The sequence below is a fragment of the Ralstonia sp. OTU4908 genome (genome assembly GCF_038440115.1).
Taxonomy (GTDB): domain Bacteria; phylum Pseudomonadota; class Gammaproteobacteria; order Burkholderiales; family Burkholderiaceae; genus Ralstonia; species Ralstonia pickettii.
This window is the reverse complement of sequence record NZ_JASATD010000012.1, coordinates 23,713-34,943: the sequence shown is the minus strand read 5'-3', so window position 1 is coordinate 34,943 and position 11,231 is coordinate 23,713. Positions and strand designations below refer to the sequence as shown.

The 11,231-nt window shown below is 65.2% G+C and carries 11 protein-coding genes and 1 pseudogene; 1 reads left to right on the top strand and 11 read right to left on the bottom strand.

Features of this window, described 5'->3' with window-relative positions:
- Positions 1 to 6: 6 nt before the first annotated feature.
- The 11 genes and pseudogenes from AAHM38_RS12715 to AAHM38_RS12665 all read right to left on the bottom strand — a co-directional run bounded on the left by AAHM38_RS12715 (position 7) and on the right by AAHM38_RS12665 (position 9,894).
- Positions 7 to 279, bottom strand: coding sequence for a VirB3 family type IV secretion system protein (locus tag AAHM38_RS12715; protein WP_017407881.1), 273 nt, complete (start codon positions 277 to 279; stop codon positions 7 to 9).
- Entirely contained in the window at positions 276 to 659 is a 384-nt protein-coding gene (locus AAHM38_RS12710; protein ID WP_035884625.1) for a TrbC/VirB2 family protein, read from the bottom strand. The genes AAHM38_RS12715 and AAHM38_RS12710 overlap by 4 nt, the downstream gene beginning before the upstream one ends.
- Positions 656 to 1,694: pseudogene (trbB, locus tag AAHM38_RS12705) on the bottom strand (P-type conjugative transfer ATPase TrbB). Before trbB ends, AAHM38_RS12710 begins: the two are co-directional and overlap by 4 nt.
- Complete coding sequence (locus AAHM38_RS12700; RefSeq protein WP_017407929.1) at positions 1,691 to 2,137, bottom strand: CopG family transcriptional regulator; 447 nt, start codon at positions 2,135 to 2,137, stop codon at positions 1,691 to 1,693. Before AAHM38_RS12700 ends, trbB begins: the two are co-directional and overlap by 4 nt.
- Positions 2,134 to 4,131, bottom strand: a complete 1,998-nt coding sequence (locus AAHM38_RS12695; RefSeq protein WP_035884626.1) for a conjugal transfer protein TraG — start codon at positions 4,129 to 4,131, stop codon at positions 2,134 to 2,136. The genes AAHM38_RS12700 and AAHM38_RS12695 overlap by 4 nt, the downstream gene beginning before the upstream one ends.
- Before the next feature lie 217 nt (positions 4,132 to 4,348).
- Positions 4,349 to 4,576, bottom strand: coding sequence for an EexN family lipoprotein (locus AAHM38_RS12690; RefSeq protein ID WP_016452519.1), 228 nt, complete (start codon positions 4,574 to 4,576; stop codon positions 4,349 to 4,351).
- Between the two features lie 25 nt (positions 4,577 to 4,601).
- On the bottom strand, positions 4,602 to 5,516 hold the full coding sequence (locus AAHM38_RS12685; RefSeq protein ID WP_016452520.1) for a LysR substrate-binding domain-containing protein: 915 nt from the start codon (positions 5,514 to 5,516) through the stop codon (positions 4,602 to 4,604).
- 17 nt (positions 5,517 to 5,533) lie between these two features.
- Entirely contained in the window at positions 5,534 to 6,478 is a 945-nt protein-coding gene (locus AAHM38_RS12680; RefSeq protein WP_026382503.1) for an electron transfer flavoprotein subunit alpha/FixB family protein, read from the bottom strand.
- 1 nt (position 6,479) lies between these two features.
- The gene (locus AAHM38_RS12675) at positions 6,480 to 7,229 is read right to left on the bottom strand and encodes an electron transfer flavoprotein subunit beta/FixA family protein (RefSeq protein WP_035884627.1); all 750 of its coding nucleotides are present in this window, start codon (positions 7,227 to 7,229) and stop codon (positions 6,480 to 6,482) included.
- A 24-nt stretch (positions 7,230 to 7,253) separates the two neighbouring features.
- Positions 7,254 to 9,035: an acyl-CoA dehydrogenase gene (locus tag AAHM38_RS12670; protein WP_182552934.1), complete on the bottom strand. Its 1,782-nt coding sequence runs from the start codon at positions 9,033 to 9,035 to the stop codon at positions 7,254 to 7,256.
- A gap of 157 nt (positions 9,036 to 9,192) precedes the next feature.
- Complete coding sequence (locus AAHM38_RS12665; RefSeq protein ID WP_016452524.1) at positions 9,193 to 9,894, bottom strand: nitroreductase; 702 nt, start codon at positions 9,892 to 9,894, stop codon at positions 9,193 to 9,195.
- Positions 9,895 to 10,188: 294 nt separating this feature from the next.
- On the opposite strand from AAHM38_RS12665, the gene AAHM38_RS12660 reads away from it, so the two are divergent.
- Positions 10,189 to 11,217, top strand: coding sequence for an AraC family transcriptional regulator (locus AAHM38_RS12660; RefSeq protein ID WP_016452525.1), 1,029 nt, complete (start codon positions 10,189 to 10,191; stop codon positions 11,215 to 11,217).
- The last annotated feature ends 14 nt before the right edge of the window (positions 11,218 to 11,231 follow it).

Below are 11,231 nucleotides of genomic sequence, written 5' to 3'. Positions count from 1 at the left end.
ATCACCTCACACGTCCAGCAGCGGCCGGTGCTTGATGTGGCGGGCGAAGACCTGCATGAACTGCGGATCGACACGAGCGCCCCAGACCGCCAGCGCATGGCCGACGATCCAGAGCACCACGCCCGGAATCCACATCTGCAAGCCCAGGCCCACGGCAGCGGCCAAGGTGCCGTTGGTGATGGCCACGGTGCGCGGGGCACCGCCCATCAGAATCGGCTCGGTCAAAGACCGATGCAGCGGCACCTCGAAGCCAGGCATCCCATCGTGCGGGCCGTTCATACGACGGCCCCACCGGAGAAGCTGAAGAACGACAGGAAGAAGCTCGAAGCCGCGAACGCGATCGATAGGCCAAAGACGATCTGGATCAGCTTGCGGAAGCCGCCCGAGGTATCGCCGAAGGCCAGCGCCAGGCCCGTGGCAATGATGATGATGACCGCGATGATCCGGGCCACAGGTCCCTGGATCGACTCCAGGATGGATTGCAGCGGGCCTTCCCACGGCATCGACGAACCGGCGGCCTGAGCCGCGCCCGCAAGCAGCAGCATCAGCGCCGCGAGCATCAAGCCCTGCATGGCCGGGCGAGCCAGGCTATCCAGCCGCGGTGGCCGAGGAAGCGGATACGCGGAAAAACGGAAAGCAGGAACGATCATCTGCGTCATGGCAGTTCTCCAGAGTGGTCAGGGGACAGGGGGGGAAAAGTCGGACTGCGGCAGCAACTCCGGGAATGGAGCCTCCAGCGCGTCCGCCAGGTGATACCCAACGCCATCGAAGCCGACGACGCGAGCGATGCTCTCGATGCGGCGCTTGCGTCCGCGCCCGGCGATGTGGATGACCACGTTGACCGCTTCCGCGATCAGCGCACGGGGCGGGTTCACCGCCACTTCGAGAATCAGTTGCTCCAGGCGCAGCAGTGCGCCCAGCGCGGAGCCGGCGTGGATCGTGGCGATGCCGCCCGGATGGCCGGTGCCCCACACCTTGATGAGATCCAGCGCCTCGGCGCCGCGCACTTCGCCGACGATCACGCGATCCGGCCGAAGGCGCATGGACGAGCGCACCAGCTCGGTCATGGACACCACGCCCGCGCGTGTGCGCAGCGGCACGTGGTCGCGGGCCGCGCATTGCAGCTCCACCGTGTCTTCGAGCACCAGCACGCGGTCGCCGGTGGCGGCGATCTCGGAAAGCAAGGCATTGGCGAGCGTGGTCTTGCCGGTGCTAGTGCCACCTGCGATCAGAATGTTCTTGCGCTCGCGCACTGCACGCACCAGCAAGCCCGCCTGCGCGGCGGTCATCATTCCATCCTCGATGTAGCGCGACAGCGGGATCACGCCAAAGGCGCGCTTGCGCAGTGCGAAGGCAGGCCCCGGCGCGGCCGGCGGCAAGATGCCCTCGAAGCGTTCGCCCGTCTCGGGCAGCTCCGCCGTCAACAGCGGCTGGCCCCGATGCACCTCGGCACCGACATGGGCCGCCACGAGCCGAATAATGCGTTCACCGTCCGCTTCGGACAGCTCCACGCCCATCGGCGCGCGGCCCGTGGAAAGCCGATCCACCCAGAGCGTCCGGTCGGGGTTGAGCATGATTTCCACCACGTCCGGGTCTTCGAGCGCAGCGGCGATCAGCGGCCCCATCGCTGTGCGCAACATCTGGATGCGGCGATCTAGCGAAACGGCGGTGAAGGAAGAAGGCGTGGTACTCATGACGTACGCTCCTGCACTTCACCCATGCGCGAAGGGTCGGGATGCAGTTCCTCCACCACGTCGCGCACCAGACTGCGCCCACGCAGCAGGTGGCGGCCCAACTGCTCCACGAACTGCTCGAAGCGGGCCTTGCCCTGGGCGCGAGCGGCGTCCTGATGTGCTTCGGGCACGGGTGTGCTGACCGTGAGGAAGTAGCGGATGAACAGCGCCAGCGTCTCGATCTGAATGTTCTGGTCGCGCTCCATGCGCTCGGCGTGGCGCGACAGCCGATCCAACCGTTTGGCAATGGCCGCCTCCCGCTGGTCGGCGGCATCGGGCGACAGCCACGATGCGAGTGCCGCCGCGACGATGCTGGACTTCGATACGCCTTTGGTGGCGGCCAGTTCGTCGAGCCGTTTGCTGTGCTCCGGCTGAATGAACACATTGAGGCGGTGCTGGGTCATAGGTCGATTCCGTCGTCAGGGTCGAGGGAAGCCAGCCGGGCCGTGCGTTGCAGGGCCGGATCGAACCGGCGCGGGAGGGGAAGCGGCATGTCGTCGTCATCGAGCAGGCCAAGGTCGGCCACGGGTGCGGCCTGCTCGGGGTCGTAGGCGACGGTTTCGGAAAGCTCGGGCTGACGGCGCGGACCACCGTCGTCGGTCGAACCCAAGTTCTCCAGGCCATCAGCGGACGCCGCGGCCGGTGCGGCGGGAATCGCCAGTCCGCTCCAGTCGTCGGGACGCGATGGCGGCGCGTCGGCGTATCGCTCGCTCGCCAGCGCGGGCGGCGGCAACACGCGCCGCTTGAAATTGCTGTCCGCGTAGTAGCGCAGCTTCTTGGCCTTGATCGGCGCCACGCTGGACACCATCACCACTGCTTCGTCGGGCGGAAGCTGCATGACTTCGCCCGGCGTCAACAGCGGGCGCGCGGTTTCCTGGCGCGACACCATCAAGTGCCCGAGCCACGGCGCGAGCCGGTGGCCCGCGTAGTTGCGCTGCGCGCGCAGCTCGGTCGCAGTGCCGAGCGTCTCGGAGATCCGTTTGGCGGTGCGCTCATCGTTGGTGGCGAACGTCACGCGCACATGGCAGTTGTCCAGGATCGAATGGTTCTGGCCGTAGGCTTTGTCGATCTGGTTGAGCGACTGCGCGATGAGGAAGCTGCGGATGCCATAGCCAGCCATGAAGGCCAACGCCGTCTCGAAGAAGTCGAGGCGTCCGAGTGCCGGAAACTCATCGAGCATCAGCAGCAGCTTGTGACGACGCTCGATGCCGTCGCTGCCATCGAGTGATTCGGTGAGGCGCCGGCCGATCTGGTTGAGGATCAGGCGGATCAGCGGCTTCGTCCGCGAAATGTCCGAAGGCGGCACCACCAGGTACAGCGACCCCGGATGCTCGGCCGCGATCAGGTCGGCAATGCGCCAGTCGCAGCGCGAGGTGACTTCGGCCACCGTCGGGTCGCGGTAGAGGCCGAGGAACGACATGGCCGTGGACAACACGCCCGAGCGTTCGTTGTCCGATTTGTTGAGCACTTCGCGCGCCGCCGAGGAAACGACCGGATGCGGGCCATCGCCGAGATGCGATGTGGTCATCATCCGATGCAGCGTCAGCTCAAAGGGACAAGCCGGGTCGCTGAGGAAGTTGGCGACACCGCGCAGCGTCTTGTCTTCGCCCGCGTAGAGCACATGCAGAATGGCCCCGACCAGCAATGCGTGCGAAGTCTTCTCCCAGTGGTTGCGCTTCTCCAGCGCGCCATCGGGATCGACCAGGATGTCCGCGATGTTCTGCACGTCGCGCACCTCATGCGCGCCGCGCCGGACTTCCAGCAGCGGGTTGTAGGCCGCCGACTTGCTGTCCGTCGGATTGAACAGCAGGCAATGCGAGAAGCGCGAACGCCAACCTGCGGTGATGCTCCAGTTCTCGCCCTTGATGTCGTGGATGACGGCAGACGCTGGCCAAGAAAGAAGCGTTGGCACCACCAGGCCCACGCCCTTGCCTGAGCGCGTGGGCGCGAAGGTCAGGACATGTTCCGGGCCCTCGTGCCGCAGGTACTGCTGCCGATGCAGGCCGAGGAACACGCCTGCAGGCTGGTCAAGGCCCGCCTTGTGAATGTCCTCCGCGTTGGCCCAGCGCGCCGTGCCGTAGGTCGTGACCAGCTTGGACTGGCGCGAGCGCCAGATCGACATGCCGATGGCAACCACCACCGCGATCAGGCCGCTGCCTGCGGCAATGGCACCGCCCACGTCGAATACATGCGGCGCGTAGGCGTCGAAGAAGAACCACCACTCGAACAGGCGCCAGGGGTGATAGACCGGCGTGCCGAGGAAATCGAACCAGGGCGAACCCAGGCGTAGCTGGTAGCCCAGCGCCGCTGCTGTCCATTGCGTGGCGCTCCATACGCCAGCGATCACGATGCCGAAGACAACGGCAATCTGACCGAACAGCACGTTCGTTCCTTGCATTGGCCAACCTCCCGCTACGGCACAGGGACATGCCGTAGTGCCGAGGATCAAGGCGAGCGTGCAGGTCGGTCAAAGACCGTTATAGCGGGGATTCAGGCCAAAATGGCCAGACTTCTTGCTGTGGCGAAGGCAATAAAAATGCCGCATGCGCGAGCGCGCTGCGGCGTGATGAGGTAACAGCAAGAACTCTGTCGCGGCCAGGCGACGGCGCGGGGCGCTATTTGGATTGCTGTTCCGGCCGATCGCCGAAGAAACGCCGGTTGGCGGCTTCGGCCGCACGGCGGCAGAGTTCTTCTCCTGCCTTCGCGCGGTCTTCCTTGCACAGGCGCTGGACTTCTTTGAGGCGCTCGGGATGGGCAACGAGGAAGTCCACGGTTTCCGTCGGTTGGGATGGTCCACAGCCCGTCAGTGCGGCAACCATCAGCAGCGGCAGGAATCGGGTCATGGCTTGGGTCCTTTCAGCAGGTGGATCAGGAGTCCTCGGCGGCGCTGGAGCCATCCGCCGAATCAATGGAGGCCACTCGTTCGATGAACCGGGCCAGCATTTCGGAGGGCTCCACGTCACGGTGCAGCAGATACGTGGCCAGCATCTGCGGCTTGCCCGCCAAGCGCCGGGCCACAACACCTGGCCCACGGCCGGATGCAATGTGCGCGGCGCCCGCCAAACCGAGCGCCAATCCGGCTGAGACCAAGGTCATCATCACCTCATAGGACGCCACGCGCTGGGCGATCAGTGGCTGTTGCTCGTAGCGCTGCAAAACGCGATCAACTTGGCGTGCATGGCCTTCGCATATCGCCGGATCGCATAGCGCCAGCGGATAGCGCAACACTTCTTCCAACGGCACGTGCTTGTGGGCCAGAACAGGATGGCGAGCTGGGACCGCCACCATCAGTTCGTCTTCCCATGCAGGCCTGACCACAATGCCGTCGCCCACCTCTTCGGCCATCGAAAAGCCGACGTCATACAGGTCATCGTGCAGACCCTTGATCTGTTGATCCAACGGCACCTCAAATAGCCGAACATCAATCTCTGGATCTTCCGCTCGGCACTGTGCCAGCAGCGTCGGCATTCGCGAGGGCGTGATGCCATCGGACAAAGCGATGCGCAACTGTCGCTGAAACCCACTGGCGGCGGACTTGACGCCGTCACACGCCTGTTTCAGAGCTTCGAAGATTCGCGGCACCCGCTCCAGGAATGCCATTCCGGCAAAGGTCAGGCGGGTGCTTCGCGTGGTTCGCGTGAACAGTTGCGCCCCGAGCTCTTCCTCTATCTCCTTGATGGTGCGCGACAAAGGGGACTGATCGATGTGCAGCTTTTCCGCTGCGCGGCCGAAGTGAAGTTCTTCGGCCACCGCTATAAAGCAACGTAAATGCCGAAGCTCCATGGTGTATCTCATCCAATTTAAAAGGCCTTGACGAATTCCGGCACAACTGCGAAAAGGTCCGCCTCCAGCCCGTAGTCGGCCACGCTGAAGATCGGGGCCTCGGGGTCCTTGTTGATCGCCACGATCACCTTGGAGTCCTTCATGCCGGCCAGGTGCTGGATGGCGCCCGAGATGCCGGCGGCAATGTACAACTGCGGCGCGACGATCTTGCCCGTCTGGCCCACTTGCAGGTCGTTGGGGGCGTAGCCCGCATCCACGGCAGCACGGCTGGCGCCGATGGCAGCGCCCAGCTTGTCGGCCAGGGGGGTGATGACTTCGTCGAACTTTTCCTTGCTGCCCAGCGCACGGCCACCAGACACGATGATCTTGGCGGCGGTGAGTTCGGGGCGGTCGCTCTTGGCGATCTCGCTGCCCACGTAGCTGCTCTTGCCAGCGTCGGCGGCCGCAGCAGCGGTTTCGACAGCGGCGCTGCCACCCGTGGCGGCGGCGGCGTCAAAGCCGGTGGTGCGCACGGTGATGACCTTCACGGCATCAGCAGACTGCACGGTGGCGATGGCGTTGCCGGCGTAGATGGGGCGCTCGAAGGTATCGGCGGAGATGACCTTGGTGATGTCGCTGATCTGGGCGACGTCGAGCTTGGCAGCCACGCGCGGGGCCACGTTCTTGCCGCTGGCGGTGGCGGGGAACAGGATGTGGCTGTAGTTGCCGGCACCACTGCCATGGAGTGCCAGCACCTGGGCGGCCACGTTCTCGGCGAGGCCGTGGGCCAGGCTGGCGCCGTCGGCGTGGATGACCTTGGCAACGCCGGCGATCTGGCTGGCTTGCTGTGCGGCAGCGCCGGCGTTGTGGCCGGCCACCAGCACGTGCACGTCGCCGCCGCAGGCTGCGGCGGCCGTCACGGTGTTGAGCGTCGCGCCCTTGATGGTCGCGTTGTCGTGTTCAGCGATTACGAGTACGGTCATGTCAGATCACCTTCGCTTCGTTCTTGAGTTTCTCGACCAGGGCGGCCACGTCGGCCACCTTCACGCCGGCGCCGCGCTTGGCGGGTTCGCTGACCTTCAAGGTCTTCAGGCGCGGGGCCACGTCCACGCCGAGGTCTTCGGGCTTGACGGTGTCCAGCGGCTTTTTCTTGGCCTTCATGATGTTGGGCAGCGTGACGTAGCGCGGCTCGTTCAGGCGCAGGTCGGCGGTGATGACGGCGGGCAGCGTAAGGCTGAGGGTTTCCAGGCCGCCGTCCACTTCGCGGGTCACGGCTGCCTTGTCGCCGGCGATCTCGACCTTGGAGGCGAAGGTGGCTTGCGGCAGGTCGGCCAGCGCCGCCAGCATCTGGCCGGTCTGGTTGCAGTCGTCGTCGATGGCCTGCTTGCCCAGGATCACGAGGCCGGGCTGTTCATTGTCGATCAGGGCCTTGAGCAGCTTAGCCACGGCCAGCGGCTGCAGTTCTTCATTGGTCTCGACCAGGATGCCGCGGTCGGCACCGATGGCCATGGCGGTGCGCAGCGTCTCCTGGCATTGGGACACGCCGCACGAGACGGCGACGATCTCCGTTGCCGCGCCTTTCTCCTTGAGCCGCACAGCCTCTTCGACGGCAATCTCGTCGAAGGGGTTCATGCTCATTTTGACATTGGCGATGTCCACGCCGCTGCCATCGCTCTGGACGCGGACCTTGACGTTGTAGTCAACCACCCGCTTGACGGGAACCAGGATTTTCATGGGAGGGTTTCCTTTCAGGATCATTCAGAGTTGATCATCCGCCAGGGCCAGCGTGCTGGCGGCGCCGCCCGTGACGATGTCGCGCAACATCGGCGCCTGCACTAGGACATGCGCTGCGTAGTGGCTGGCCGTGGCACGCTTGGCGCCGAGAAAGCCCGCATCGCCAGATCTCGCCGCGAGTTGCGCAGTGGCGGCTTCGGCCATGCGCGCCGACAGCCAGCCGCCGATCACCGTGCCCGCCAGCCGCAAGAAGGGCACGGCGCCCGCCGCGCACTGCGCGGGTTGGTCGTCGTGGGCCAGCAGCCAGTCGGCCGCGTCCCCCAGCGCACGCGCCGAAGCCGCTAACACGCCGCCGATCTGCGCCAGCGCGGCATCGGGCATCTCGGCCAACCGGCGCGCATCGCCGTCGATGCGGCCCAGCAGTGCCTTCAGCGTGCGCCCGCCCTCGCGCGCCAGCTTGCGGCCAATCAGGTCGTTGGCCTGGATGCCCGTCGTGCCTTCGTAGATGGTCGTGATGCGCGCGTCGCGCAAGTGCTGTGAGGCGCCGGTTTCCTCGACGTAACCCATGCCGCCATGCACCTGCACACCATCGGACGTGATGCCCTGTGCGCTGTCGGTGCACCAGCCCTTGACCACCGGGATCAGCAGGCCGACCAGGGCCAGCGCCTGCTCGCGCTCTTGCGCGTCGGCGTGGCCTGCGGCGCGGTCCATCTGGCCGGCGCAGAAATAGGCCAATGCGCGCATGGCCTCGGTGCGGGCCTTCATGTCCATCAGCATGCGCCGCACGTCCGGGTGGCCGGCGATGGTGGTGCTGCCGCTGAGCAGTGGCTTGCCCTGCACCCGCTCCAGCGCGTAGGCGCGTGCGCGCTGGTAGGCGCGCTCGGCGATGCCCACGCCTTCAAGGCCGACGTTCAGCCGCGCATGGTTCATCATCGTGAACATGCAGGCCAGCCCCTGGTTCGGCTCGCCGACCAGGTAGCCGATCGCGCCCCCGCAGTCGCCAAAGCTCATCGACGCCGTGGGGCTGCCGTGGATGCCCATCTTGTGCTCGATGGAGGTGCAGGCCAGGTCGTTGCGTTCGCCCAGGGAGCCGTCGTCGTTGACCAGGTACTTCGGGCACAGGAACAGCGAGATGCCTTTCACGCCGGGCGGTGCATCGGGCAGGCGCGCCAGCACGAGGTGGACGATGTTCTCGGCCATGTCGTGCTCGCCCCAGGTGATGAAGATCTTGTTTCCGCTGACGCGGTAATGGTCGCCTTCGGGCACGGCGCGACTGCGCAGCGCGGCCAAGTCGGAGCCTGCTTGGGGCTCGGTGAGGTTCATGGTGCCGGTCCAGCGGCCCGCGACCATGGGCTCCAGGAAGCGGCGCTTGAGTGCGTCGCTGCCATGGTGCGCAATGGCTTCCACCGCGCCCAGCGTGAGCATCTGGCACAGGCTGAACGCGAGGTTGGACGACTTCCACATCTCCAGCCCGGCTGTGGACACCAGCGTGGGCAGGCCCTGGCCGCCCCATTCGGTGGCAGCGGGCATGCCGTTCCAGCCGTTCTCGCAGAAGCTGGCCCAGGCTTCGCGAAAGCCATCGGCTGGCGTGACCTGGCCGTCGTGCCAGCGCGCGCCCTGCACGTCGCCGGTGCGGTTCAGCGGATCAAGCACGCCGGTGGCGTAGTGGGCAGCCTCCTGCAGGATGGCCTCGACCAGGTCGGGCGTGGTTTCTTCATGGCCCGGCTGGGCACAGATCGCATCCAGGCCTCCGACTTCCTTCATCGTGAACAGCATGTCGCGCAAGGGCGCGGCGTAGGTAGACATTGCTTACTCCTCTTTGTGGGTTCAACCCGTCTGCCCCATAGGGCATACATCCATGCATGACCCTACCCACCAGGACAAGGCCCGGTCGATCAACCGCTTCAGGGCGGCTGAATTTCTCAGGCGGCTTACGACGCGATTAGTTGGTATGACAAGATTTCTAGAAGCCGCTGAAGCGTGTGAAGTTCTCGACCGGCTCACGCTCGGTGCGCACGCGGTTCACCACGGCCGCCGGGTCGGCATAGCCCAGTGCCATGCCGCACAGGACCATCTGCCCGTCCGGGATTTGCAGGGCTTCAGCCAGAAGGCGCGGGTAAAGGGTCCACGCCATCTGCGAACAGGTATCCAGGCCTCGTGCGCGGGCCGCCAGCATGATGTTCTGTAAGAACATCCCGTAGTCCACCCAACTGCTCTGCACCATGCGCCGGTCCAAGGTGAAGATCAAACCGACCGGCGCATCGAAGAAGGCAAAGTTGCGTGCATGTTGAGCGCGCATGGCATCCGTATCTCCCTTGGAGATTCCGACTGCGGCATAAAGAGCGAAACCGCACCGACGCCGCCTGGTCAGGTAGGGCTCGAAGAACTCGGCCGGGTAGATGTCGTATTCGGACTGGTGCTCTCCCTCTTCATGGTGAAAGGCGTGCAATACACGGTCGCATAGGCGCTTCCTCGCCTCGCCCGCCACGGCAATGACATGCCACGGCTGGGTGTTGGTGCCACTGGGCGCGCTGGCTGCCACCGACAGAATCTGGGCCACCGCTTCTTGCGACACCGGGGTCGGCAGAAAGGCGCGCACGGAACGACGTTCGCGCATCACCGCATCAATCAGCATGTTGCGCAAAGGCACGGCGCAGACAGACATTCACTCTCTCCTGGTTGCTGGGCTATTCGGGTGAGCACACCGACATGCCGTTGCCGAAGAAGCATTCATGCGAATGCATCGATGCCGAACGTCCACGGGTCGTCCCTGGGTGTGCTACCAAGCGGTATTCTGGGCACTCGGCACATACGCGTCTTGCCCGCCAGTGCATGGCGAGTTGACTTTGTATGCACAAGGCAAAATCCGGTTGACCGCAGCCGGACGCTACATCGTTAGCGGGCCGTTTTCTTGGTGTAATTTCGGATTCAGCGCCAGCTATCGTTGCTCCCTTTGACCATGTTGAAACCCGTCGTCACTGTTCCTGTTTTTGCCGTGCATGGCCTGCTCGACGGCGCGCGCAGCAAAGGACTGGCCACCGAGTCCTGGCTGGATGGCGTTCTGGCGCAGGCCCGCATCGCCGAGTCGCTGCTGCATCTGGAGCAGTCGCGTGTGACCATAGAGCAATACATCGCACTCTTCAGTGCCGTGAAGAACAGCTTGGACGACGAATGCCTAGGCCATCTACACGGTCGGCCGTTGCGCTGCGGCAGCTTTGCGCTGATGGCTCGCTCTACGCTCGGGGCCAAGACGCTGGCAGCCGCCTTGCAGCGCGTGAGTGCATCCTTCGCCCTGCTGCAGGACGACGTGGCGCTTGTGCCCGTCTCTGATGGCTTGCTCAAGGGTGCTGCTCTGGACGTGCGCCACGCCCTGGGCAAACATTCAGACTTCCTGCACGGGCTGCTGTTGCGCGTTTTCTGGCGTCTGCTGGTATGGCTGCACGGCGGCCGACTGGTGCCCAGAGGGCTCGATTTTGCCTTCGAGCCACCGCCGCGTGCCGCAGACTATGCCCAAATCTTCTCGGGCACGTTGCGGTTCGGGCAGGCGCGGTCGGCGGTCTGGTTCGAGGCATCCGCATTCACGCAGCCGATGCGCCGTGACACCGCCGCGCTCCAGACCTTTTTGCGTGCCACACCGGGCAACCTGATCGGCCCGCGTCTAATCGAGCGGACAGCCAGCGCGCGGGTGCGCGCGCTATTGCAGCAAGCGTGCCCGGAGTGGCCCGATCTGACTGTCGCCGCGCAGCGCTTGCACATGTCGGTCAGCGCACTGCAGCGGCATCTGGCCGTGGAGGGCAAGTCCTTTCAGGTGCTGAAGGACGAGTTACGGCGCGACATGGCGATCGTTCGGTTGACCAGCACCGATGCCGCGCTGAGCGCCATCGCCGCCGAGTTGGGGTTCGCCGACGGCACCGCCTTCCAGCGGGCCTTCAAGTCATGGACCGGCAGCACGCCAGGCGTCTATCGTTCGCGCACCCAAAAAACGTAGCGCTGCTTCGACGC

Excerpts from the sequence above, each read along its gene's own strand:
- AAHM38_RS12715 (WP_017407881.1), bottom strand. The coding sequence starts at position 279 with ATGAACGGCCCGCACGATGGGATGCCTGGCTTCGAGGTGCCGCTGCAT.
- AAHM38_RS12670 (WP_182552934.1), bottom strand. The coding sequence starts at position 9,035 with ATGTCTACCTACGCCGCGCCCTTGCGCGACATGCTGTTCACGATGAAG.
- AAHM38_RS12695 (WP_035884626.1), bottom strand. The coding sequence starts at position 4,131 with ATGCAAGGAACGAACGTGCTGTTCGGTCAGATTGCCGTTGTCTTCGGC.
- AAHM38_RS12660 (WP_016452525.1), top strand. The coding sequence starts at position 10,189 with ATGTTGAAACCCGTCGTCACTGTTCCTGTTTTTGCCGTGCATGGCCTG.
- AAHM38_RS12675 (WP_035884627.1), bottom strand. The coding sequence starts at position 7,229 with ATGAAAATCCTGGTTCCCGTCAAGCGGGTGGTTGACTACAACGTCAAG.
- AAHM38_RS12685 (WP_016452520.1), bottom strand. The coding sequence starts at position 5,516 with ATGGAGCTTCGGCATTTACGTTGCTTTATAGCGGTGGCCGAAGAACTT.
- AAHM38_RS12710 (WP_035884625.1), bottom strand. The coding sequence starts at position 659 with ATGACGCAGATGATCGTTCCTGCTTTCCGTTTTTCCGCGTATCCGCTT.
- AAHM38_RS12680 (WP_026382503.1), bottom strand. The coding sequence starts at position 6,478 with ATGACCGTACTCGTAATCGCTGAACACGACAACGCGACCATCAAGGGC.
- AAHM38_RS12690 (WP_016452519.1), bottom strand. The coding sequence starts at position 4,576 with ATGACCCGATTCCTGCCGCTGCTGATGGTTGCCGCACTGACGGGCTGT.
- AAHM38_RS12665 (WP_016452524.1), bottom strand. The coding sequence starts at position 9,894 with ATGTCTGTCTGCGCCGTGCCTTTGCGCAACATGCTGATTGATGCGGTG.
- AAHM38_RS12700 (WP_017407929.1), bottom strand. The coding sequence starts at position 2,137 with ATGACCCAGCACCGCCTCAATGTGTTCATTCAGCCGGAGCACAGCAAA.